Here is a 23,051-nt window from a genome sequence, read left to right on the forward strand (position 1 = left end):
CATTTCGCACAGCCCCGCATGGTGGCTGGACCGAGTATCGATCATGTCGCATCCAGCGGCCCCTCAACTCCACTCCCCCTCCCCGCCCGACATCCGTCCGGAAAAAGTCCCCCTCAGTTTCCACGTCGTAATCGGCATAGGCGGGTTGTTCCTGTTCCTAGCGAGTCAGATCTGTATCGTCGCGGTTGCGGCGGTATGGGCAATCGGCGGTTATCTACATCTTGCGCTGACCGGCTTCCTGGTTCTGATCGCGATCCTTGGTGCACCGGCCCTTTACCTGTGCTGGAAGGTTCTCGTGATGACCATCTCGGCCGAACGCGACCCCGAGAACAACTGAGCCGGAGCAAAAGATGCTGTCTGATATTATCCTGGTGGCTACCGGGCTCGTCGCTCTTTTCGCAGGCGGCGAATGGCTGGTACGCGGTGCTGTGGCGCTGGCATCGCGCATGGGAATGCCGACCCTCTTGATCTCTCTGACCGTCGTGGGGTTCGGCACGTCGATGCCCGAACTGCTTGTTTCCCTGCGGGCCGCCATGGAAGGCCGGGCCGATATCGCGCTTGGAAACGTGGTTGGCTCCAATATCGCGAACATCCTGCTCATCATCGCGGTCTCGGCGATGGTTTCGCCGATGGTGCGATGGGACGGCGCGGTGAAACGGGATGCAATCGTGATGGTCGCCGCGGGCCTCGCCACTCTGGCTCTGGTGCAGTCCGATGTCATTGGCGCGACCGCCGGGGTTGCGCTGCTCGCGGTCCTGGCCGCCTATGTCGGCTACGCCTACTGGGCCGATCGGAAAGCGGGACAAGCGCTGCAGTTCCACCCTTTCCCCGAAATCAGCCGTCGGAAGACAGTATTTTGCATCCTCGCGGGCTTCATATTCCTTTTTGCCGGCGCCGAGGCACTGGTGAACGGCGCCGTCGGCATCGCTCGGACCTTTGGCATATCTGAAGCCGTGATCGGCCTGACGATCGTCGCCGTCGGCACGAGCCTTCCCGAACTTGCAACCTCGGTGATCGCCGCGGTCCGGCGCCACTCCGACATCGCCATCGGCAATATTGTCGGGTCCAACATTTTCAACATTTTCGGCATTCTCGGCATAACCGCCGTCGTCGCGCCCGTCAGCGCAAGCAACAACTTTCGCGAATTCGACGCGCCGGTGATGTTGGTGGTCAGCGTGATGTTCGCCATGCTCCTGTCGTTCGGCAGGTCCATCGGACGGATTGTGGGTCTCCTGTTCCTCGGTGCCTACGGCGCCTATCTGGTGATGCTGTTCGCCAGCTGACGGGGAAGGCTTGCGGACAAAGCGGAAATCTGTATAAGCACGCCCACTGCCGGTCAGCTGGGGGCTGAACGGAGGAATGGCTATGGCCATTGTCAGGTCTCATTCGACTTGCGCCTCCGGTGTCTCCGCTCTCGACCCGTCAAGTTCGAAGCGCCTTTCTCTCCCTCTTCCGGAGGTTCGGGACTGTCGCAGAGGCTTAGCCGCTGAGCGGCAGTGAACAGAGAACGAAAGGCAAGAATCAATGGCTTATTACGAGCACGTGCTGCTTGCGCGTCAGGACATCTCGTCCCAGCAGGCAGAAGAGCTTGTCACTCACTTCAAGGGCGTCCTCGAAGAGCGTGGCGGCAAGGTCGAAAAGGTGGAAAGCTGGGGTATCAAGTCACTTCAGTACCGCATCAACAAGAACCGCAAGGCGCATTTCGCCCTGCTGAACATCGATGCGCCGGCGGACGCCGTGCAGGAGATGGAACGCCAGATGCGAATTCACGAAGACGTCCTGCGTTACATGACCATCCGCGTCGACGAACTGGAAGAGGGTCCGTCCGCAATGATGCGTCGCAACGACCGAGACGACCGTCCGCGCCGGGGTGATCGCGAAGATCGCCCGCGCCGTGATCACGATCGTCCGCGCCGCGACCGTGACGAGAACCGCGAAGGAGACAAGTAATGGTCGACATCAACCAGATTCCGACGCGCCGTCCGTTCCATCGCCGCCGCAAGACCTGCCCCTTCTCCGGGGCCAATGCTCCGGCGATCGATTACAAGGACATCCGTCTTCTGCAGCGCTACATTTCCGAGCGCGGCAAGATCGTTCCGTCCCGCATCACTGCAGTAAGCCAGAAGAAGCAGCGCGAGCTTGCAAAAGCCATCAAGCGCGCGCGTTTCCTGGGCCTGCTGCCCTACGTTGTAAAATAATCGGCTTGGCCGGGGCGGCATTCCCGCCCCGGCTGGCATCTCGGCAGCCGCGTCGGGCGCGGAGTGCCTTCAATACGAAAATTCCGAGTTGGGGCGCCGGACATCGTGCCTCTAACTGCTGAAGCAGCAGGACAGCGAGAGAAATGGCATCCAGACTGACACCAGAAACAGGCGGAAGGGGCGCGCTCGCCGGGGCGGCCACGGCGTTGCTGTGTCTCGGCTTGTCCAGCGGAACGCCGCTTGCCGCGCTGCTCTACTTCATTTCGCCCGTGCCGCTGATGATCGCCGGACTTGGCTTCGGCCTGAACGCTGCCCTCGTCGGCGCAACCGTCGCAATCGTCGCGACGCTCCTGACCGCAGGCGGCACTGTTGCGACGCTTGTCGCGCTCTCCATCGCAGTGCCGGCCTGCGCCAGCGCCTTCTGGCTGAATCTCGCCCGGCCTGCCGAGGAAATCGGAGGCCCGCGGGGCAAGATCGCTTGGTATCCACTGGCTGACGTTCTCCTGGCCGTCTCCCTTCTCACCGGCCTAGCGTATGTCGTTCTCGGCTTTATGGTCGGGTTCGGACCGGAGATGGCGGCGGAACTCGCAGACGAGCTCATCAACCGTTTCAAGCAGGCGAATCCTGAGGTGGCGTTCACCCCGGAAGGCGTCACGAGCCTTCAGAACTTCATCGAGGCCGCCATTCCGGTGGCTCAGCCCTTCATGTGGATGTTGACGCTGACCGCCTCGATCTATCTTGCGCTCGCGGTCGCCCGCCGTTCCGGCCTGACGAGGCGTCCGAAGGACGACTGGCCAGTGGCGTTGCGCATGCCACGCACGGCCACATTCGCTTTCCTTGCAGCCATCCTTGTAAGTTTCGCGCCGGGAGGCATAGGACACGCCGCAAGCAGCTTCGCCGGGGCGTTGGCAGCCGGATTTACGCTCGCAGGTTTCGCGATGCTGCATCAGCGCACGCGCGGCACCGCCGGACGCACGGCGATCCTCGTTCTCGCGTATGTCGGCGTCGCCTTTATCGCCTTCGTCGCGGTGTTCTTTTTCATCGCCGGAATATTCGGGACCGGCCGTCATGTCCCGCTGTCGCCGGGCTCGCCTCAATCATCTTCATCCGCATCAAACATCGACTGAAAGGAACCCGACATGCAAGTCATTCTACTCGAGCGCATCGCCCGCCTTGGTCAGATTGGCGACGAAGTTGCCGTCAAGGACGGCTTCGCGCGCAACTACCTGCTGCCCACTGGCCGTGCGCTTCGCGCTAACGCCGCCAACCGTACGCGTTTCGAGGCGGAACGCGCCCAGATCGAAGCCCGCAACGCCGAGCGCAAGTCGGCAGCTTCCGAGATCGCCGAGCGCCTCAACGGAAAGACCATTGTCGTGGTGCGCTCCGCCGGCGAGACCGGCCAGCTCTACGGATCAGTGTCCACTCGTGATATCGCCGACATTCTCACCGGCGAGGGGTTCGATGTTTCGCGCAACCAAGTCGACCTAAAAAATCCGATCAAGGCAATCGGCCTGCATGAAATCGAAATCGTGCTGCATCCGGAAGTCGAAACCAAAATCACATTGAACGTCGCTCGTTCATCAGACGAAGCCGAACGTCAGGCTGCCGGCGAGGATTTGAGCTCCGCCGAGGCAATCTATGGTGTCGACGAAGACGCACAGTTGCAGACCTACGATCCGGAAGCCGAGGAGTTCTTCGAGGAAGGCGCCTCCGGCCCCGAAAAAGCAGACGACGAGGAGGCTGAAGAGCAGGCCTGACGCGACGCTCATTCAGTTCCCGCTAAACCACGGCTCCGGATCGTTTCCGGAGCCGTCTTGACTCTTCGGCCCAAAGTTTTATCCAATTGTATCAGACTGTTGGACGAAACCGATGCCTTCGACAGTGCTTACGATACTGAATCGCTACCTGGACGATCAGGATATCCAGGGCCGACTCTCCGTGACATATCCGGACGGGAAAACCCGTTCTTATGGAAAGGGCAATGGCGAAAGTGTCCACGTCGAGGTCACGTCATGGCCCGTTCTCTGGCGAATTGCGCTGTCTCCCGACCCAGGGGTTGCTGAAGCCTATATGGATGGCGAGCTGATCTTTCGGGACGGCGATCCGGCGACCCTGCTGAAACTGATCTATACCGCCAGACCCCCGCAACCCGGCTTCCAGCCGCACCCGCTGTTTTCGGCTGACAGGCTGCGGTATTTCGTCCGCCGCCTGCACCAGTTCAATCCCAAGCCCCGCGCGCGGGCAAACGCTAAGAGGCACTACGACCTCTCGCGGGCATTGTACGATCTCTTTCTCGACGAGGACCGGCAGTATTCCTGCGCCTACTTCTCCGATCCGGATCTTACGCTGGACGCTGCACAGGAGGCGAAGAAGCGTCACATCGCCGCAAAACTGCTGCTGAAGCCGGGAATGAAGGTCCTGGATATCGGATCGGGTTGGGGCGGTTTGGGGCTGACGCTCGCACGCGACCATGGCGCGCTTGTGCGCGGCGTTACCTTGTCGGACGAGCAGCTGGCGCTTTCTCGCCAACGCGCGAAAACTTCCGGCCTTTCCGAGCATGTTCAATTTGATCTGATGGATTACCGAGATGTCGCGGGCCCGTTCGACCGGATCGTCTCGGTCGGCATGTTCGAGCATGTCGGCGTCAATCATTATGCCGAGTTCTTCCGCAAGTCCCGTTCCCTGCTTTGTGATAAGGGCGTGATGCTGCTCCATACGATCGGCCGGACAGGCCCGCCAGGCGTGACGTCCGCCTTCATCAGACGCCACATCTTTCCCGGCGGATACATACCCGCCCTTTCCGAAATCATGCAGGCGGCCGAACCGTCCGGATTGCACGTGACCGACGTAGAGGTGCTAACGGACCACTATGCGGAAACTCTGAAGCACTGGCGCGAACGCTTCATGGCGCGACGCGACGAAGCCGTAAGACTGTACGACGACCGATTCGCGCGGATGTGGGAGTTTTATCTCGCTGCGTCTGAGGCGGCCTTCCGCTATCAGGACATGGTAGTGTTCCAGGTGCAATTCGCGCGCGACAAACTGGCAATCCCGCGGACCCGCCAATACATCACCGATTTCGATCGGGAAGGCATCGCCGGAGCACACGGGATGAAGGCGGCGGAATAATCGCCAGACCCGTCGCGAATCATATAACTCGTCAAGCGAATAAAAACTTTTTTTGCGGGTTATGCACCGGCTGTGAATCACGGGTGCGAAGGGTGTTTTGTTGCCGGGTGCGACATTTGCGGGACTGTCGCCGGAGGACCCGGGGGCTATAGGTGGGCCCCGAACCAGGAGACCGTAATGGCTGACGCAGCCCTCAAATTTGATGACGACAAAAAGGGTGGCGAACTCTATCGCGAAGCGCCGAATAATATTGAGGCGGAACAGGCGTTGCTGGGCGCTATTCTCATCAACAACGACGCGTTCTACCGCGTCTCGGACTTCCTGAAACCGGAGCATTTCTACGAACCGCTGCACCGGCAAATCTATGCGGTCGCGGCGGACCAGATCCGCATGGGCAAGATTTCAAACCCGGTGACGATCAAGACGTTTCTGCCGGCTGAAGAGAAGCTCGGTGACATCACGGTGGCACAGTACTTGGCGCGTCTCGCCGCCGAAGCTGTCACCATCATCAACGCGGAAGATTACGGCCGGGCCATCTACGATCTCGCCACGCGGCGCGCGCTGATCGGCATTGGCGAGGACATGGTCAACATCGCCTACGACGCACCAGTGGAAATGGGGCCGAGCGCGCAGATCGAGGACGCCGAGCGAAGGCTGTTCGAACTGGCCGAAACAGGCCGCTATGACGGTGGTTTCCAGCCCTTCACGGAGGCCGTGCGAATCGCCGTTGACATGGCGAACGCCGCCTTTCAGCGCGACGGACACCTGTCCGGCATTTCGAGCGGCCTGCATTCGCTCGATGCCCGGATGGGAGGATTGCAGCCTTCGGACCTGATCATCCTCGCGGGCCGCCCCGGAATGGGAAAGACATCGCTTGCAACGAATCTCGCCTTCAACATCGCCAACGCGTATCGCGGCGAGCAACAGGCCGACGGAACGGTCAAGGCGGTCGATGGCGGGGTGGTCGGGTTCTACTCGCTCGAGATGTCGTCAGAGCAGCTCGCAACCCGTATCATTTCCGAGCAGACCGAAATCTCCTCCTCGAAGATCCGACGCGGCGAGATTACCGAGGCCGATTTCGAGAAGCTTGTCGCCTGCTCGAACATGATGCAGAAACTACCGCTTTATATCGACCAGACAGGCGGCATCTCGATTGCGCAGCTTGCCGCGCGCGCGCGGCGTCTGAAACGTCAGCGCGGACTGGATGTGATGGTGGTCGACTACATTCAGCTGATGACCGGCTCCAGCGCGAGGGCATCGCAGAACCGGGTGCAGGAGATCACCGAGATCACCACCGGGCTGAAAGCGCTCGGAAAGGAACTGAACGTACCGATTATCGCACTCTCGCAGCTCTCCCGCCAGGTGGAAAGCCGCGATGACAAGCGTCCGCAGCTCTCGGACTTGCGCGAATCGGGTTCGATCGAACAGGACGCGGACGTGGTGCTGTTCGTTTACCGTGAAGAGTACTACCTCAAGAACAAGGAGCCGAAGCCCGGCACCGAGGAATACATCCAATGGGAAACCGATCTGGCGGAGGTGACCGGAAAGGCCGAGGTTATCATCGCCAAGCAGCGCCACGGCCCGACCGGCACCGTACCGCTCGCCTTCCAGGCCGAATTCACCCGTTTCGCCGATCTCGCCTTTGATGATCGCCTGCCGGAACGGTTCGAGTAACCGCGCGGCCACGTGAAGTCCGCCAAGCAAATGACCCTCGTCCAAAGGGGATCCGACCCGCGCCTCGCGGGCGGGCGACTGACGATCGACCTCGACGCGCTTGCGGCCAACTGGCGCGATTTGGCCGAACGCTCGAAACCGGCGCGATGTGCTGCGGTCGTCAAGGCAAACGCCTACGGTCTGGGCGTGGAGCAGGTCGTCCCGGCCCTGCTCGCAGCAGGCTGTGACACCTTCTTTGTCGCCTTGCCTCAGGAGGGCGTCGCCGCGCGAAAGATTGCGCCGAAGGCCGAAATTTTCGTCCTGAACGGCGTTCACGAGCAGTCCGTCGCGACGATCGCTGAGGCCGGACTGATACCCGTACTCAACAGCCTTGAGCAGATCGAACTCTGGGCCGGCCATTGTTCAAGCCGCGGCCTGAACGTCGCCTGCGCACTGGGGGTCGACACGGGGATGAACCGACTTGGGCTCGCCGTGGCCGACATGCTGGCTTTTCGGACGCGGAACGTGAGCGAGCATGTCGTTTCGCCCCTCCTGGTGATGAGCCACCTAGCCTGCGCGGATCAGCCGGACCATCCCTTGAATCGGCTTCAACTTGAATCATTTCAACGGGTTACCGAAGCTTTTGACGACGTGGAGTCAAGTCTTGCCAATTCCGCCGGCATCCTTCTCGGCGGAAAATACCTGTTCGGCGTGACCCGCCCCGGAATTGCGCTCTATGGCGGAGCAGCCACGCTGGAAGGCGCAAATCCGATGCGTCCGGTCGTGACGCTTGAAGCCAGAATTATACAGCTCCGGGAAGCCCGAAAGGGCGAAACAGTCTCCTACGGTGCCGCGGAAACCCTGGAACGGGCTACTAAGATAGCGGTTGTCGCGGTCGGCTATGCCGATGGATATCCGCGTTCGGGCTCGAGCGCCGGCGTGCCTCTCAGGAAAGTTGCGTCGGCTGGCCAGCGTGGCTGGATCGGCGGCGTCACGGTGCCCCTCCTCGGAAGGATCACGATGGACCTGTCGATGTTCGACGTCACCGACGTAGCGGATGATGCCCTGGAGTCAGGCTGGATCGAACTGATTGGTCCCAATATTCCTCTGGATGAGGCGGCGGGTTCCGCCGGAACGATCGGATACGAGCTTCTCACCGGCTTGGGTCCGCGTTATGAGCGCCGGTACATCCAGGCCCCCGAAAGCTGATACGTGGCAAAACCCCGCACCACCTTCATCTGCCAGAACTGCGGCGCCGTCCATGCGCGCTGGGCCGGCAAATGCGATTCCTGCGGCGAATGGAACACCATTGTCGAGGAAGATCCGGCCGGCGGCATCGGCGGGGGTCCCGGCAAGGCGCTGCGCAAGGGCCGCGCAGTGGCGCTGACCGCGCTATCCGGCGAAATCGAGAACGCACCGCGCATCCTTTCCGGCATCTCGGAGCTCGATCGGGTGACCGGCGGCGGCATAGTGCGCGGTTCGGCGCTGCTGGTCGGCGGCGACCCCGGTATCGGCAAATCGACGCTGCTGATGCAGGCGGCGGCAGCGCTGTCGCGCAAGGGGCACCGCATTGTCTACGTCTCCGGCGAAGAAGCAGTCGCACAGGTACGCCTGCGCGCTCAGCGGTTGAAAGCCGCCGAAACCGACGTCCTGCTCGCGGCCGAGACAAATATCGAAGACATTCTGGCCACGCTTTCGCTGGAACAGCGGCCCGATCTCGTGATTCTCGATTCCGTGCAGACACTGTGGACCGAGAGCGCAGATTCCGCACCCGGCACGGTTACCCAGGTACGCTCAGCATCGCAGGCGATGATCCGCTACGCCAAATCCACCGGCGCTGCCGTCATACTTGTCGGCCACGTGACCAAAGACGGACAAATCGCCGGCCCCCGCGTCGTCGAGCACATGGTGGATGGCGTGCTCTATTTCGAGGGCGAGGGCGGACATCACTACCGCATCCTGCGCACCGTCAAGAACCGCTTTGGTCCGACCGATGAGATTGGCGTCTTCGAGATGACCTCCGGCGGTCTGCGCGAAGTATCCAATCCCTCCGAGCTGTTTCTCGGCGAGCGCAACGAAAACGCGCCCGGGGCGGCTGTCTTCGCTGGAATGGAGGGAACGCGCCCGGTGCTCGTGGAGATCCAGGCACTGGTCGCCCCGTCCTCGCTCGGCACGCCGCGCCGCGCTGTCGTTGGCTGGGATTCAGCGCGCCTGTCGATGATCATCGCGGTCCTGGAAGCCCATTGCGGCGTACGGCTCGGTCAGCACGACGTCTATCTCAACGTCGCGGGCGGCTACCGCATCTCCGAACCTGCGGCCGATGTGGCTGTTGCCGGCGCTCTCGTGTCGTCGCTCGCCGGTCTTGCCCTGCCTGCGGATTGCGTTTATTTCGGCGAAGTCAGCCTGTCGGGCGCAATCAGGCCAGTCGCCCATGCGGCGCAACGCCTGAAAGAGGCCGAAAAGCTGGGTTTCAAATCCGCCGTCATGCCAAAAGGCAGCCAAGATGTTCCCGACGCCAGCCGCAAGAGTTCGATCGAGATCGCGAACCTGCCTGATCTGGTTTCGCGTATCGCGGGCGGCACAATCCTGTCGCGTGAGCGTGACGTAGACGAAAGCTGAGATGGCCTGCAGGCCGAGAACGTATTCAGGCGAAAAGCGCGACATCGCGTCGCTACCGGAGAGACATTTTCATGCCCATTACCCTGCTTGACGGCCTACTTCTGGGCTTGACCCTCGTTTCCGCGGTGCTTGCTATGGTACGCGGCTTCTCACGGGAGGTTCTGTCGATCGTCTCCTGGGGTCTTGCAGCGGTCGCCGCGTTCCTCTTCTACAGGCAGGCAACGGCTTATGTGCAGCCCTATGTCGACAACGAGCTGATTGCTCAATTGATTGCAGCCGCGGTGATCTTCGTCGTAGTACTGATTGTGGTCACGTTCATTACCATGCGCGTCGCCGACCTGATTATCGACAGCCGGATCGGGCCGCTGGACCGAACGCTTGGTTTTGTCTTTGGAGCGGCCCGAGGCATTCTGATCGCTGCCGTCGCCGTTTGGTTTCTTGGCTTCTTCATCGGAGAGCGTGAAGTTACGTGGATCGACGGCGCGAAGTCGAAACCGTTTCTGGATTCGATCGCACGCAGCCTCGTGAACATGCTTCCCGAGGATCTCGACAGCATAATTCCGGGCGGAGAGTCAGAAGCCGCGAGCACGGAGGCCTGATGACCATGGACATGCTGTCCGGTGAAGCGGACGATCATTTCCACGACGAATGCGGAGTGTTCGGGATATTCGGCCGGGCGGACGCGGCTTCCTTCGTCGCGCTCGGTCTGCACGCGCTCCAGCATCGTGGCCAGGAGGCCGCTGGAGTTGTCTCATATGACGGCAAGCAGTTCCACGCGGAGCGCCATGTCGGCCTGATCGGCGACAACTTCACAAAGCCGTCGGTGATTGCCCGCCTCGGTGGCGAGAGCGCTATCGGCCACACGCGCTATGCGACAACGGGTGGCGCAGGCCTTCGCAATGTCCAGCCGTTCTTCGCCGAGCTCGAAAGTGGCGGTCTGGCGGTGGCCCATAACGGTAACATCACCAACGCGATGACCGTCCAGCGCGAATTACAGCGGTCGGGATCGATCTTCTCATCGACCTCCGACACCGAGACTCTGCTGCACCTCGTCGCGGTCAGCCCCGAGAAGGATCTGCTCGGAAAGTTCGTGGACGCGGTCAAGAAGCTGGAGGGAGCATTCTCCTTCGTTGCCTTGTCGCGCAAGAAGATGATCGGTTGCCGCGATCCGCTGGGCATCCGTCCGCTTGTTCTGGGCGATCTCGAGGGCTCGTGGATTCTTGCTTCCGAAACCTGTGCACTCGACATCATGGGCGCGCGCTACGTCCGCGACGTGAAGCCGGGTGAAGTGGTCGTGGTGACGGACAAGGGGATTTCCAGCCATTTTCCGTTCGAGCCGCAAAAACGCAGGTTCTGCATTTTCGAGTATGTCTATTTCGCTCGCCCCGACAGCCATGTCGAAGGCCGCAACGTCTACGAAGCGCGCAAACAGATCGGTATCGAACTGGCGCGCGAAATGCCCGTCGAGGCCGATATGGTGGTTCCGGTTCCGGACTCCGGTGTGCCTGCCGCGATCGGATACGCGCAGCAGGCCGGACTGCCGTTCGAACTGGGCATTATCCGCAACCACTATGTCGGGCGAACCTTCATTCAGCCGAGCGATTCCATCCGCCATATGGGCGTCAAGCTGAAGCACAACGCCAACCGCCAGTCGCTTGACGGCAAGCGTGTCATCCTCGTCGACGATTCGATCGTTCGTGGGACGACCAGCCAGAAGATCGTCCAGATGGTGCGCGACGCCGGCGCGAAGGAAGTGCACATGCGCATCGCCTCCCCGCCTACCATGTCATCGTGTTTTTACGGTGTGGATACGCCCGAGACCAACAAGCTCCTTGCTTCGCGGATGAGCGTCGCGGAGATGGCCGATTTCATCCGGGTCGATTCCCTGGGCTTCCTGTCCATCGATGGCCTTTACCGCGCCGTTGGCGAAGCGCAGCGCGACGGCAACCAGCCGCAGTTCTGCGACGCCTGCTTTACGGGCGAGTATCCAACACGCTTGCTCGACCGCGATGGCACCGACAACATTCGCCAGCTATCCATCCTTGCCGGCGGCAATTGAGCTTGGAAGTTTCCACTGATGAACCTGAAACCCGACCTTTCCGGCCGTCTCGCTCTCGTAACTGGCGCATCGCGCGGCATTGGGCGTGAGATCGCGCTGCAGATGGCCGGCCTCGGAGCGCATGTTATCGCGGTCGCGCGCACAGCCGGCGCACTCGAAGAGCTTGACGACGAGATCCGTGCAGGCGGCGGTGAAGCGACGCTGGTGCCGCTCGACCTGACCGATTTCGACGGGGTCGACCGATTGGGCGGCGTCATCGACGAGCGTTGGGGCAAGCTTGACATACTTGTTGCCAATGCCGGAATTCTCGGTCCCATCTCGCCGATCGGCCACGTCCGTGCGAAGGATTTCGAGCGGGTCATGGCGATCAATGTCACGTCGACGTGGCGGCTGATCCGCTCCACGGATCCGTTGTTGCGCAAGTCCGACGCCGGACGCGCCATCATCCTCTCGTCGGGCGCCGCGCACAGTTGCAAGCCGTTCTGGGGTCCCTACTCGGCCTCCAAGGCGGCCGTCGAGGCGCTGGCGCGCACATGGGCCGCCGAGACAGAGAAGTCCGCACTGCGGGTCAATAGCGTGAATCCCGGCGCCACGCGCACGCGCATGCGCGCCCAGGCGATGCCGGGCGAGGATCCCCAGAGCCTTCCATCCGCGACAGAAGTAGCGGCCGCGATCGTTCCCTTGGCCGGCAGTGCCATCCGCCAGACGGGCCAGTTGTGGGATGTCCGTGGGAAGTCCTGGCGGGCCTACAGTTCCTGACAGACGTGTGAAGGGTTCTGTCCCTGCGAGAACCTCGTGAGCGACCCGGATGGGCAAATCCGAAACCTGCTCGCGCGGTGCGGGCTGGATTTCGAGCCCGAGTGCATCGAATTCCACAAGACAGAGCGCATTGTCAGGACCGCCAGCGCCGGACAGGTTCGCAAGCCGGTCTATACCGTCCGCCATTGGAACGTGGCGACGTTTCGAGCCGTTTGTGCCCTCGCTGGGGGCAATCGCGGCCTAATCGCCATTTCGTTTGCCGATTGACCTCCCCCCGGCAGCCGTTATCGTTTTCCCCAAGCGGGCGGAACGATCCGCGGAGCATGTACGGGAGGAGCGCATGATCCAATGGACAGCCGCAATACTGGTAGTGATGTTCGCCGCCATTCTGCTGGCCGCTATCCGCGAAATGAGCGCATTGGGCATCGGATTTCGGCGGGCGTTGATCTTTGCGCCCCTTAAACTGATATACCGGATCGATACGAGCCGCATGAAACGGGCCCGGGACCCGAAGCCCCCGGTCATTTATGCTGTTTCCGAACAATCGAAGCTCGATCCCGCGATCTATCAGGCCATCCTCCCGCCAGATACACTGCACGTTCTGGATCCCGCGTCGGCCGATTCCTGGCTCGTGCAGACGTTCCGGAGCCTCGGCAAGTCGGTGGTGTTCGACAAGGACCACATGATCTCCAACAGACGCTTGGTGCGGCATCTCAAGGGCAAGGGCCGCTTGGCTGTGTATTTTCCCGAGGATGTCGAACCGAACCCGGTGAACTTCCGCCTGTACCGGGCGATCACGCTGCTGGCCCGGAAATCCAACGCGCAAATCGTTCCCCTGCATCTGAGAAACGCACGGTTTCTGCCCTCGTCGTTCACGCCAGCCAGCAAGGCACCGCGGCGAAGGTTTCCCCGACTGAGCGTGCATGTTCTGCCGGCCAAGCGGATTGATGATCTCGTTAACGAGGCCGGAAAGAACTATGTAACGCCGTCGAATGCGCTGTTTGACAGGATGGCGCTGACGCGGTTCGACACTACGGATTTCTCCGTCGGGCTTTTCCGCGCCTTCGTTCAGGCCGCGAAAATCTACGGTCCCTCGCGTATAATTCTGGAGGATACGGTCACCGGTGAACTGACCTATAAACGTCTCCTGATCGGCGCCCGGGTGCTTGGAAAGCGCTTTTCTGCCATGGCCGCTAAGGGCGAAGCATTGGGCGTACTGCTCCCAAACGCCAATGGCGTGGTCGTGACCTTTCTTGCGCTCCAGTCGGCCGGCCGGGTGGCGGCGATGCTTAACTATACGGCCGGCCCAAGGAATGTCGTATCGGCGATCGAAACCGCTAAGATCCGAACTGTCCTATCGTCTCGCGTCTTTATCGAGAAGGCTGAGCTCCATGCGGTGTCAGAGGCCATCGAGGCGAGCGGAACCCGGATCGTCTGGCTCGAAGATATCCGCAAGAGCGTCACGACGGTTGAAAAACTCCTCGCCGCCCTGCAATGGACAAAGCCCCTCGTTCGCGTGGACGCGGACGATCCGGCCGTGGTTCTCTTCACTTCCGGATCGGAGGGTGCACCGAAAGGGGTTGTGCTTTCGCACCGCAACATCCATTCCAACGCGGCGCAGGCAGAGTCCCGGTTCTCCATCTCGGTCGAGGACACGCTCTTCAACGTCCTGCCCGTGTTTCATTCCTTCGGCCTGACGGGCGGAACCATTCTGCCCCTGCTCTACGGCGTGCGGTTGTTCCTGTACCCCTCACCGCTCCATTACAAGCTCATCCCTGCGGCCGCCGCGAAGGTGCGCCCGACAATCATGTTCGGCACCGATACCTTCCTCATGGGCTACGCCCGGACGGCGAAGGACACCGATTTCGAAAGCCTGCGCTTCGTCGTGGCCGGAGCGGAGGCGGTCAAGCCGCAGACCCGCGAGCTATACAAGGACCGCTTCAACTGCGAAGTCCTGGAAGGATTCGGCATGACCGAAGCCGCTCCCGTTGTAGCGGCGAACACCACATCGCACGCTCGTGCGAACACCGTCGGCAGGCTGCTGCCGGGTATGTCAGTCCGGATTGAGCCCGTCGAGGGAATCGAGGAAGGCGGACGTCTGTGGGTCCGGGGGCCGAACGTCATGCTCGGTTACATGACGGCCGACCGGCCGGGCGAACTGCAGCCGCTTGGCGACGGATGGCACGATTCCGGTGACATCGTCACGATCGACCGCGAAGGATACATGGCGATACGCGGTCGGGCGAAGCGGTTTGCCAAGATTGCCGGCGAAATGGTCTCGCTCGGCGCCGTGGAAATGCTGGTTCAGGCGCTTTGGCCCGAGGATCGGCACGCCGCTGTCTCGGTTCCGGATCGGCGCAAGGGTGAACGGATCATCTTGGCAACGACGGCGGCCCACCCGGACAAGAAGACCATTATCCAATATGGAAAAAAGAACGGCGTCGCCGAGCTCATGCTTCCCTCCGATATTGTGCGGCTTGACGAGATACCGGTACTCGGTTCGGGCAAGACGGACTATGTGACGACACAAAAGAAAATCGAGGACAAGCTGGGTATTGGCGACCGGGCGGCCTGATTTAACAGGAGTGCATCACGCAGCCGTCTGCTTTTTTTTCATCTCCTGCGCCGCGCGCTTCCGCCACATGCGCAGACTGATCGGCAACAGCGCGATATAGGCCACCGCGGTGAACGTCATGGTCTGCCACGTGTAGGTTGCGAGCAGTGCGACATACAGCACGACCCCCAGGATCACGGGGATGACGACGGCGCGGGGAATCTTTGCCCCAAGCGTCTTGCCGGACCAGACCGGCAAGCTCGACACCATGAGAAACGCGATGACCAGGGTGTAGACGGATACGACGCTCGCATAATGGAGGTCGGGCTTGATGCCAAGAAAGCCCAGATACACGGGGAGCAGGACCAGAAGTGCGCCTGCCGGTGCCGGCACACCCGTAAAGAACGCCGCCTGCCACTGAGGCCTGTCGCGGTTTTCCATCATCACGTTGAACCGCGCGAGGCGCAGTCCGCACGCAATCGCGTAAAGCAACGCGGCAATCCAGCCGAGAGATCCAGCCGCGTTCAGCACGAACGCATAGAGCACAAGCGCTGGTGCGACGCCGAAATTGACAATGTCGGCAAGCGAATCCATCTCCGCGCCGAACTTCGAACTGCCCTTCACCAAACGCGCGACGCGGCCGTCGAGGCCGTCGAGAAACGCCGCGAGGAGAACCATTGCGACGGCGGTGTCGAAGCGATCCTCGAACGCGAGGCGCACCCCGGTCATTCCGGCGCAGATCGCGAGCACGGTGATGATGTTGGGCACGACGAAACGCAACTGGATATCGCGCAGCCGCCGCTTTCCTTCGGCACCGTCGTCGTTCCTCGGTCCGTCGGGCTCGAACGAGGCGAAGGGCCCTTCGTCGATGTCCATTTCGCGCCTCAGCCCGTCCGGCTCAGCGGCGTTGCCGCATCTTCACTATAATCGGCCATTACGGTCTCGCCGGCGATCGCAGTCTGACCGATGGAGACGCGCACCACCGCCTCCGGCGGCAGATAGATATCCACGCGCGATCCGAAGCGAATCATTCCGAAGCGTTCACCGACCGACAGGTCTTCGCCTTCCTTCGTCCAGCACAGGATGCGCCGGGCGACCAACCCCGCAACCTGCACCACGCCAACCGGCCCGTGCGGACTGTCAATCACCAAGCCGTTGCGTTCGTTTTCTGCGCTCGCCTTGTCCAGATCGGCGTTGACGAACTTGCCCGGCCGGTAGGCGATGCGAGTCACCTTGCCCCGCACTGGGGCGCGGTTGATGTGAACCGAGAACACGTTCATGAAGACCGAGATACGCATGCGCTCTTCATCGCCGAGGCCTAGTTCCTGGGGCGGTGTGACCGGTCCTATGGACGAGATCACTCCGTCGGCTGCGCTGATGACGAGATCGTCGTCGACGGGCGTGACGCGCTGCGGATCGCGAAAGAAATATGCGCACCAGGCCGTCAGCGCGATCCCGGCGTAAAACAGCGGGTCCCAGAGCCAGCCGAGAAGAATGGCGCCCACGGCAAAAGCAGCGACGAACGGCCAGCCCTCCCGGTGAACGGGTACAAGCGTTTTTTGGATTGTATCGACTAGGCTCAAGCGAGTTCTCCGGATGCAGTGACGCTCACATCTATTGCGCCGCATGGCCGCATGCAATCCATCATTGCTGCAACCTGTGCGTCTATCCCGGCGTTGGAAAGGTGCACGTACGAAGAAGGGATATCCAATGAATACGATTTACGAAGAGATTCGCAGCGATCATGACAAGCACCGGGAAATGCTTGACAAGCTGGAAAAAACCAGCGGTGACAGCGAAGAGCGGCGCAAGCTCTGGGAAGATTTCTATTATGAGGTGAAGGCGCATGCGGCGGCCGAGGAAGAGACCTTTTACGCGAAGCTTATGGAGCGTCCGCGCGGCCAGGACGACGCCCGTCATTCGGTTTCCGAGCACAAGGAACTCGACGACATACTGGAAGAACTTAATTCTATGGGATTTGACAATCCAGGCTGGCTGACACGCTTCAAGACGCTGAAGCACGATTACGAGCATCACATCGACGAAGAGGAAGAAGAAATCTTTGCCAAGGCGCGGGAAGTCCTGCCGGATGCCGACAGCAAGCATTTCACGGAGCGGTTTCTGGCCCGCAAGGCCGCCGAGCGCAAGCTGGTCGATCAGAAGGCCAGGGAAAGTCTAGAGGAATAAAGCAGCCTGCAGCCTGCTTACGATCCGCTGGAAAATCCCCGCGCGCTGCCTTCTTTCTGGGTCGAGGAACTGACGCTGTCCGTTGCGTCGACAGTTTCCATTTCTCCCGGTCCCAGCAATCGGCGACGCACGATGACGCCATATTCGTCGGTCTCCCGCGCCTCGCGCAGCCGGCGCTCGGCTTCGATTGCCTCGCTCTGACGCGCCCACATGCTGGCGTAGAGGCCGTCCTCGATACTCATCAGCCGGGTGTGCGTGCCGCGCTCGGCGATCATTCCATCCCGCAGCACAATGATCTCGTCGCAGCCGATGACCGTCGACAGCCGGTGCGCGATCACGAGCGTTGTCCGTCCTTCCGAGACGTAATCCAGCGCCTGCTGGATTTCCTGCTCCGTTGCGGTATCGAGGGCCGAAGTCGCCTCGTCTAGAACTTGGATAGGCGGAGCCTTGAGGATGGTGCGGGCAATTGCCACGCGCTGTTTCTCGCCGCCGGAGAGCTTCAGCCCGCGCTCGCCGACCATCGAGTCATATCCGTCCGGGAGGGACTGAATAAAATCCCCGATCTGCGCCATCTCGGCAGCTTTCTCGACTTCTTCCTTCGTCGCCGTCGGCCTGCCGTACCGTATGTTGTAGCGGATGGTATCGTTGAACAGGACCGTGTCCTGCGGGACCATGCCGATCGAGGCCCGCAAGGATTTCTGGGTCACGTCGCGCACATCCTGCCCGTCAATCGTGATCGCTCCATCCTGAACGTCGTAGAAGCGGTAGAGCAGCCGGGAGATCGTCGACTTCCCGGCGCCGGACGGTCCGACAATGGCGACCGACTTGCCAGCCGGTACTTTGAAACTGATACCCTTCAGGATCGGGCGCTGACGATCGTAGGCGAATTTTACGTCATGGAATTCGACGGTGCCGTCCCTCACGTGCAGATCCGGCGCGTCCGGCTTGTCCTTGACCTCGGCATCGACGTCGAGAAGGTCGAACATCTGCTCGATGTCGGTGAGGCCTTGCCTGATCTCGCGATAGATGAACCCGATGAAGTTCAGGGGAATGGAAAGCTGCATCAGCATCGCATTGATGAACACAAAGTCGCCGATCGTCTGTGTCCCGGCCTGCACCGCGCGCGCCGACATCCACATCATGATGAGCATGCCGATCCCGAATATCAGTCCCTGGCCGAAATTCAGCCATCCGAGGGAGGTCCACACCTTGGTCGCTGCCCGTTCGTAGCCGGCCATCGATGCATCGAAGCGGCGCGACTCCATCTCCTCGTTTCCGAAATATTTCACCGTTTCGAAGTTGAGCAGCGAATCGATCGCCTTGGTGTTGGCGTCGGTGTCGGAATCGTTCATTTCGCGGCGAATCTGGATGCGCCAATCGCTCGCCCGGATCGTGAACCACGCGTACGCGTAGATCGTCACGGCGGTGATCAACACATATTCCCAGCCGTAGGCGAACGCGAAAATGACGGCAACGAGCGCAAACTCGATCAGCGTCGGCGCGGTGTTGAGGATCGTGAACCGAACGATCGTCTCGATACCCTTCGTTCCCCGCTCGATGATGCGCGAAAGACCGCCGGTCCGTCTTTCGAGATGAAACCGGAGCGACAGCGCGTGCATGTGCACGAAAGTCTTGTAGGCGAGTTGGCGAACGGCGTGCTGACCCACACGGGCGAACAGTGCATCACGAAGCTGGTTCAGCCCCCACTGGATGATCTTGAAGACATTGTAGGCGACGACCAGCATCACCGGCGCCAGCAACAGCGTCGGGATCCAACCGGGGGCGTCCAGTTCTCCGTTCAGCGCATCCGTCGCCCATTTGAAGGCGTACGGAACCAGCATGAGGATAAGCTTGGAGGTCACGAGGAAGAACGTCGCGTAGACGACCCGCATCTTCAGATCGGGCCGGTCTGCGGGCCACATGTAGGGCCACAGATTTCTGATAGTCTGGAATGTCGAGCCGCTTTCGGCGGAAACGGTTTTTGAAGACAATGTCAATCCAATCGGTTGCTCTTGCCGCCGCAGCACGCCCCAACGCAGCACTGGTCGACAATGGCGTTCAAATGCTCCGAAACGGCCAAAAGGGCATCGCGGTTCAACCGGTAGGTCGAACGGGGCCGTTTTCGTTCGTGCGTAATCAGATCTGCCTCGAGCAGGACCTTTAGATGCTGTGACACGGTCGACTGCGCCAGCGGCAGAGTGTCGACCACGTCGCCGCAGCCGCAACCGTCGGTGCGCGCAAGATGCAGCACAATCTCGAGACGGGCCGGATGGGCGAGCGCTGCAAGCCGCTCCGTAAGCCGAGTGGCGTCCATGATTCCAGGGTTCATCGTTTATCGGCGATATACGATGAATTCGCGTCGTTGGCAAACGGGCTTGGGGCTCAATTCACTGAAGACGTCTCGTCGTTGTCCGACAAAGCCTTTTCGGGCAGCTCGAAAACCTGTCCCGGCCAGATCAGGTCGGGATCGGCGATCTGTGTCTGGTTTGCCAGATAGATCGTCGTAAAGCGCAGGCCCTTCCCATAGATCCGGCGCGAAATGTGCCACAGCGTATCTCCACGGCGGATGATGACGGACGAGTTGGTCCGCCGCAACTGACCCGTCGTCTGCGGAACGTCTGCCTCGATCGCGGGCGGCGCCGTCGGAAGCGCCGTCTCCGGCCGCGGGACGCTTGCCGCAGCGACTTTTTCGCCCGTGGCCGCTGGTTCTGCCGATTGGGATCCCTGGCCCGCCTCCGCAGAACTTGCGGCTTGCCCCGCCTCAACCGCGACGGCGGCGATTCGCTCGCCCTCGGCGCGCGAGAATGGAACTGCGGCTCGCGCGGTGACCTCGGATGTTCCGCGTTCGATTACGTCGGCACGCATGATGTAGTCTCCGACCGGTAGGTTGCGATTGGCCTGAACCAGAAAGCGCCCGCTCGGTCCCGCCCTGGTGTCACCCAGCAGAAGATCATTGGCATAGACACGGACCTGAGCGCCGGGCGGGGCAGCGCCCGCGACGAATACGGTCTCGCCTTCGATCTCCACGGCTTCGATCCGGACAAGTTCCTGGGCCGGCGGACCGCTCTGCTCCGATCCGGTTTCGCGCGGCGCGGCAGCGACCTGACCTGGCGGTACGGAAGCAGCTTCGGTCCCGGACTGCCGTGCGGCCTCCGTGGACACGGCCGTTTCGTCTGCTATTTTCGCAGATCCGGCGGCTTCGCCATCGGTCGCGGCGTTGCCCGCCTCCGCGATTCCATCCTGAGCGACGGCGATCTGCGTTTCGGTTGCCCCCTCGGTGACGTCCGAATCCGCTGTCGACGCCTCCCCACCGGAAGGCTCCTCGAGTGCGGCCACACCAGCCGTTTCTTTTTGGACCTCCCGCAGAACCGTTGCCGTGGGCTCAGGGGTAGTGATGAGCCGTGAGGGCGCACCGGGCTCTTCGACCAGCGCGAGCAAGCTTCCTTCATCACCCGGCTGCGGCACGCTGACGACAGCCGTTTCCGACGACATCGCAACAGAACCGTCGCGATCGATCGCGCGCAGGACGATCTCGTAATCGCCTGGCGCCAGCGGCGTATCGAGGACTGCGACGAAATCGCCGTTCCCCTCGGCCCTTGCCGATGCGATCATGTCGGCGCCGGCAAGAACCTCGATCTCGGCATTCGGGCCGGCTTGGCCTGCAATCACGGTTGAGCCATCTGGCTCGACGCGAAGGAGACCGAAGGTTGGGACCATAATTCGATCCGCCTTTCCCCCGGTTCCGTTTTCCCCCCGCGAAACAGAGGCCATCTCGGTGGTGGAGGCCTCGCCGTCCTTTTCCGCGAGCGTCGACTGGTTCGGGACTCTTTCCTGTCCGCTGGACGGGGCGCCGGTGCCGGGACTGCTGGTCCTGACCGCCGCGCTGTTCCTGCCTAACAGCGTTTCCACCCGCTCGGATACCGGCGTCAGGCTCAACACGGCGACCACCGCGATGACTCCGCCAACAAGTCCGGCTGCGACAATGCCCTTGTTCATCAAACCCACCCGTTCAACCTCTTCTGTTCTAACACCTGGCTTGCGAGGCGCTCAACACGTCTTGTTGAAAGGTTGCCGCAAATAAAAACGACCCCGGGGAAAGTCTTGACGCGCGTCGCGGGAATGGCAAAAGGGCGCATGACCTCAAATTCCATCTCATCCGTTTGCGTCTACTGCGGCTCCTCACCAGGGAACAGCCCTGAATATCTGCGGGCTGGCGAGGCTCTGGGCCGCGCGCTCGGCGAATCCGGGCTCCGTCTCGTCTATGGCGGGGGGACCAAGGGAATCATGGGCGCGGTTGCGAAGGGGGCCATGAAAAGCGGTTCGAAAGTCACCGGAATTATCCCCCGCTTTCTGATGAACAAGGAAGCGACGGAGGACGCGCTCGGCGCGCTCGACGAACTCGTGATCACTGAAGACATGCACGAGCGCAAGCACAGAATGTTCGAGGCATCGGATGCCTTCGTGACATTGCCGGGGGGTATCGGCACGCTGGAGGAAGTGATCGAAATCATGACCTGGGCGCAGCTCGGGCGCCACACCAAGCCTATCGTGCTCGCGAACATCAACGGCTTCTGGGATCCGCTGCGTTCTCTGCTCGACCACATGCGCGAGGCAGGGTTTATCCATACCGGTCACCGGGTCGACCCGCTCATCATCGACGATGCATCCGGCATCGTGCCGGCGCTGCTGGCGGCACGCGAGCATGGCGGTGGCGATCAGCGCGTCATCGAGCGCCTGTAGCGAGGAGCGCAGCCTTCATCGGCGCAAGAGCGACGTCGTGTAAAGCAGCAGCGCTGTCCAGATGAAGCCGAAGGCGATCAATTGCCATAGGGAGAACGGCTCGCCGAAAAAGAAGACGGCGACCAGAAAAATCATGGTCGGTGTCAGGTACTGCACGATGCCGATGGTTGTATAGCGTAGCGCCTTCGCGCCGAACGCATACAGGATCAGCGGGAACGCTGTGGCGGGCCCGGCCAGAAGCAGCAATCCGATATCCGCGGGACCCGTGGGCCCGAAGTGCCCCTCCCCTTGTGCGACGAGCCAGCCGATGATGACCGTCGCAGGTAGGGACAACAGGATAACTTCCAGCATGAAACCTTGGGTCGGGCCGATCGGCAGCGTCTTTCGCAAAAACCCGTAGAACCCGAACGAGAAGGCCAGCGTCAGCGAAACCCAAGGCAGGCCGCCGGCCTTCACGGTCAGGATGCCTACGGCGATGACTGCGCAGGCAATGGCCGCCGCCTGAAGCCGGTTGAAGCGCTCGCCGAGAAACACCGCACCAAGCAGCACATTGACCAGCGGGTTGATGTAATAGCCCAGCGCCGCCTCGACCGTGCGCTCGGCGGCGACCGCCCAGACATAGACGCCCCAGTTGATGGAGATCAGGCCCGCAGTCAGCGCGGCCAGCGCGAGCGTGCGCGGGGACCGAAAAGCGGCGCGCAGATCGGCGGTGCGGCGCATCAGGATCAGAATGACGCCGGCGACCGGCACCGACCAGACGACCCGGTGTGCTACCACCTCGTAGGCGGCGATATGGTCCACCGCCTTCATGTAGAAGGGCAGGAATCCCCAGAAAATATACGCGCCCAGCGCATAGGCGAAACCGGCGAGCGGCTCGCGCTCGGCTTGGCGGGCAGACGGGACGCTGGCGACTGTTTCGGGCATCCGGCTTGCCTACACCCCGGTTGAGCCGACCGCAAAGCGGCAATTGTCACGAGGACAATTCAGATTCACGCGGCGGCACAATGAACCGCGACAACTTTTCGTCGAGTTCCATCCACCGGTCATGCCAGACGAGTTCGAGCGCGGTTGAGATGATACCCGTCGGGACATTCTCGGCATGGCGCACAATGCGCGGAGAGATGATCGAGACCCGCCTGCGTTGTCCCGCATA

The 23,051-nt window shown here is 61.5% G+C and carries 23 protein-coding genes; 17 read left to right on the forward strand and 6 right to left on the reverse strand.

Features of this window, described 5'->3' with window-relative positions; all coding sequences use genetic code 11:
* The first annotated feature begins 43 nt into the window (after nucleotides 1-43).
* From LC298_RS05910 to LC298_RS05980, 15 genes are all read left to right on the forward strand, one after another.
* Nucleotides 44-337 carry a hypothetical protein gene (locus LC298_RS05910; protein WP_131568191.1) on the forward strand — a complete coding sequence of 98 codons (294 nt, stop codon included), beginning with the start codon at nucleotides 44-46 and terminating at the stop codon, nucleotides 335-337.
* Nucleotides 338-350: 13 nt separating this feature from the next.
* Entirely contained in the window at nucleotides 351-1,283 is a 933-nt protein-coding gene (locus tag LC298_RS05915) for a calcium/sodium antiporter (protein ID WP_131568189.1), read from the forward strand.
* A gap of 241 nt (nucleotides 1,284-1,524) precedes the next feature.
* Nucleotides 1,525-1,950 carry a 30S ribosomal protein S6 gene (rpsF, locus tag LC298_RS05920; protein WP_131568187.1) on the forward strand — a complete coding sequence of 142 codons (426 nt, stop codon included), beginning with the start codon at nucleotides 1,525-1,527 and terminating at the stop codon, nucleotides 1,948-1,950.
* Complete coding sequence (gene rpsR / locus LC298_RS05925) at nucleotides 1,950-2,198, forward strand: 30S ribosomal protein S18 (protein ID WP_131568185.1); 249 nt, start codon at nucleotides 1,950-1,952, stop codon at nucleotides 2,196-2,198. The genes rpsF and rpsR overlap by 1 nt, the downstream gene beginning before the upstream one ends.
* A 143-nt stretch (nucleotides 2,199-2,341) precedes the next feature.
* On the forward strand, nucleotides 2,342-3,325 hold the full coding sequence (locus LC298_RS05930) for a DUF2232 domain-containing protein (RefSeq protein WP_131568183.1): 984 nt from the start codon (nucleotides 2,342-2,344) through the stop codon (nucleotides 3,323-3,325).
* A gap of 12 nt (nucleotides 3,326-3,337) precedes the next feature.
* Nucleotides 3,338-3,955 carry a 50S ribosomal protein L9 gene (gene rplI, locus LC298_RS05935; protein WP_131568181.1) on the forward strand — a complete coding sequence of 206 codons (618 nt, stop codon included), beginning with the start codon at nucleotides 3,338-3,340 and terminating at the stop codon, nucleotides 3,953-3,955.
* Between the two features lie 112 nt (nucleotides 3,956-4,067).
* A complete protein-coding gene (locus LC298_RS05940) occupies nucleotides 4,068-5,327 on the forward strand; it encodes an SAM-dependent methyltransferase (RefSeq protein WP_131568179.1) in 1,260 nt (419 codons plus the stop codon).
* A gap of 177 nt (nucleotides 5,328-5,504) precedes the next feature.
* Entirely contained in the window at nucleotides 5,505-7,001 is a 1,497-nt protein-coding gene (locus LC298_RS05945) for a replicative DNA helicase (protein WP_131568177.1), read from the forward strand.
* A 30-nt stretch (nucleotides 7,002-7,031) separates the two neighbouring features.
* Nucleotides 7,032-8,189: an alanine racemase gene (gene alr, locus LC298_RS05950; protein ID WP_131568175.1), complete on the forward strand. Its 1,158-nt coding sequence runs from the start codon at nucleotides 7,032-7,034 to the stop codon at nucleotides 8,187-8,189.
* A 3-nt stretch (nucleotides 8,190-8,192) separates the two neighbouring features.
* Nucleotides 8,193-9,599, forward strand: coding sequence for a DNA repair protein RadA (gene radA, locus LC298_RS05955; RefSeq protein WP_131568173.1), 1,407 nt, complete (start codon nucleotides 8,193-8,195; stop codon nucleotides 9,597-9,599).
* Between the two features lie 71 nt (nucleotides 9,600-9,670).
* Nucleotides 9,671-10,198, forward strand: a complete 528-nt coding sequence (locus LC298_RS05960; RefSeq protein ID WP_131568171.1) for a CvpA family protein — start codon at nucleotides 9,671-9,673, stop codon at nucleotides 10,196-10,198.
* Entirely contained in the window at nucleotides 10,198-11,658 is a 1,461-nt protein-coding gene (purF, locus tag LC298_RS05965; protein WP_131568169.1) for an amidophosphoribosyltransferase, read from the forward strand. The genes LC298_RS05960 and purF overlap by 1 nt, the downstream gene beginning before the upstream one ends.
* An 18-nt stretch (nucleotides 11,659-11,676) precedes the next feature.
* Nucleotides 11,677-12,417: an SDR family NAD(P)-dependent oxidoreductase gene (locus tag LC298_RS05970; RefSeq protein ID WP_131568167.1), complete on the forward strand. Its 741-nt coding sequence runs from the start codon at nucleotides 11,677-11,679 to the stop codon at nucleotides 12,415-12,417.
* A 36-nt stretch (nucleotides 12,418-12,453) separates the two neighbouring features.
* Entirely contained in the window at nucleotides 12,454-12,684 is a 231-nt protein-coding gene (locus tag LC298_RS05975) for a hypothetical protein (RefSeq protein ID WP_131568165.1), read from the forward strand.
* Nucleotides 12,685-12,757: 73 nt separating this feature from the next.
* Nucleotides 12,758-14,992, forward strand: coding sequence for an AMP-binding protein (locus LC298_RS05980; RefSeq protein ID WP_131568163.1), 2,235 nt, complete (start codon nucleotides 12,758-12,760; stop codon nucleotides 14,990-14,992).
* 15 nt (nucleotides 14,993-15,007) lie between these two features.
* Here the strand turns inward: LC298_RS05980 and pssA are convergent, their stop codons facing one another.
* Both pssA and LC298_RS05990 read right to left on the reverse strand, forming a co-directional pair.
* The gene (gene pssA, locus LC298_RS05985; RefSeq protein WP_131568161.1) at nucleotides 15,008-15,847 is read right to left on the reverse strand and encodes a CDP-diacylglycerol--serine O-phosphatidyltransferase; all 840 of its coding nucleotides are present in this window, start codon (nucleotides 15,845-15,847) and stop codon (nucleotides 15,008-15,010) included.
* 8 nt (nucleotides 15,848-15,855) lie between these two features.
* A complete protein-coding gene (locus tag LC298_RS05990) occupies nucleotides 15,856-16,599 on the reverse strand; it encodes a phosphatidylserine decarboxylase (protein WP_263289052.1) in 744 nt (247 codons plus the stop codon).
* 82 nt (nucleotides 16,600-16,681) lie between these two features.
* Between LC298_RS05990 and LC298_RS05995 the strand changes: the two genes are divergently transcribed.
* Nucleotides 16,682-17,158 carry a hemerythrin domain-containing protein gene (locus LC298_RS05995; protein ID WP_131568157.1) on the forward strand — a complete coding sequence of 159 codons (477 nt, stop codon included), beginning with the start codon at nucleotides 16,682-16,684 and terminating at the stop codon, nucleotides 17,156-17,158.
* A 17-nt stretch (nucleotides 17,159-17,175) separates the two neighbouring features.
* Here LC298_RS05995 and LC298_RS06000 read toward each other — a convergent pair whose 3' ends face one another.
* Genes LC298_RS06000 through LC298_RS06010 form a run of 3 tightly spaced genes read right to left on the reverse strand, consistent with a single transcriptional unit; the run spans nucleotide 17,176 to nucleotide 21,154 of the window.
* Nucleotides 17,176-19,149, reverse strand: coding sequence for an ABCB family ABC transporter ATP-binding protein/permease (locus LC298_RS06000; RefSeq protein WP_223385564.1), 1,974 nt, complete (start codon nucleotides 19,147-19,149; stop codon nucleotides 17,176-17,178).
* A 2-nt stretch (nucleotides 19,150-19,151) separates the two neighbouring features.
* Nucleotides 19,152-19,487 (reverse strand): ArsR/SmtB family transcription factor, encoded by a 336-nt coding sequence (locus LC298_RS06005; RefSeq protein WP_131568155.1) that lies wholly within the window; start codon nucleotides 19,485-19,487, stop codon nucleotides 19,152-19,154.
* Between the two features lie 53 nt (nucleotides 19,488-19,540).
* Entirely contained in the window at nucleotides 19,541-21,154 is a 1,614-nt protein-coding gene (locus LC298_RS06010; RefSeq protein ID WP_131568153.1) for a LysM peptidoglycan-binding domain-containing protein, read from the reverse strand.
* 138 nt (nucleotides 21,155-21,292) lie between these two features.
* Here LC298_RS06010 and LC298_RS06015 point away from each other — a divergent pair, with 138 nt between their 5' ends.
* The gene (locus tag LC298_RS06015) at nucleotides 21,293-21,898 is read left to right on the forward strand and encodes an LOG family protein (protein ID WP_131568151.1); all 606 of its coding nucleotides are present in this window, start codon (nucleotides 21,293-21,295) and stop codon (nucleotides 21,896-21,898) included.
* 15 nt (nucleotides 21,899-21,913) lie between these two features.
* Here LC298_RS06015 and rarD read toward each other — a convergent pair whose 3' ends face one another.
* Nucleotides 21,914-22,822 carry an EamA family transporter RarD gene (gene rarD, locus LC298_RS06020; RefSeq protein WP_131568149.1) on the reverse strand — a complete coding sequence of 303 codons (909 nt, stop codon included), beginning with the start codon at nucleotides 22,820-22,822 and terminating at the stop codon, nucleotides 21,914-21,916.
* Nucleotides 22,823-23,051 lie beyond the last annotated feature (229 nt).

This window comes from Oricola cellulosilytica (assembly GCF_019966575.1).
Lineage (GTDB): Bacteria > Pseudomonadota > Alphaproteobacteria > Rhizobiales > Rhizobiaceae > Oricola > Oricola cellulosilytica.